Annotated in this window: 2 pseudogenes; both read right to left on the reverse strand. The window is 60.7% G+C overall.

What is annotated here, in order from left to right:
• Nucleotides 1-135, reverse strand: a pseudogene (locus U4Y90_RS35985) (electron transfer flavoprotein subunit alpha/FixB family protein); the annotation flags it as partial.
• A 15-nt stretch (nucleotides 136-150) separates the two neighbouring features.
• Nucleotides 151-591: pseudogene (locus U4Y90_RS35990) on the reverse strand (electron transfer flavoprotein subunit beta/FixA family protein); the annotation flags it as partial.

The following is a 591-nucleotide window of genomic DNA, read 5'->3' on the forward strand; positions in this document are numbered from 1 at the left end:
CGCTGCGCCTTGCGCGTTCGAACCTGCAACCAGCACATGCACATCGCCGCCGATCTTCGACGCCGCCGCAACCGTGTTCAGCGTCGCTGCCTTGATCGACGCGTTGTCGTGTTCCGCAATTACCAGAATCGTCATTTTCTCGCGTCTCCTTTACAGCACCTTGGCTTCGGTCTTGAGCTTCTCGACCAGCGTCTTCACGTCGGGCACCGTGATGCCCGCGCTGCGTTTCGGCGGCTCCACGACCTTCAGCGTCTTCAGGCGCGGCGCGACATCGACGCCCAGATCGGCGGGCTTCACCGTCGTCAGCGGCTTCTTCTTCGCCTTCATGATGTTGGGCAACGTCACATAACGCGGCTCGTTCAGGCGCAGATCGGTTGTGACGACGGCCGGAAGCTTCAGCGACAGCGTTTCAGCGCCGCCATCGACTTCACGGGAAACAGTGGCTTTGCCATCGGCAACGACAACTTTTGATGCGAACGTCGCTTGCGGCAGGCCTGCCAGTGCAGCGAGCATTTGACCGGTCTGGTTCGAGTCGTCATCGATGGCCTGCTTGCCGAGAATGACCAACTCGGGCTTCTCCTGATCGACCAG

The organism is Caballeronia sp. J97, from assembly GCF_905220305.1.
GTDB lineage: Bacteria > Pseudomonadota > Gammaproteobacteria > Burkholderiales > Burkholderiaceae > Caballeronia.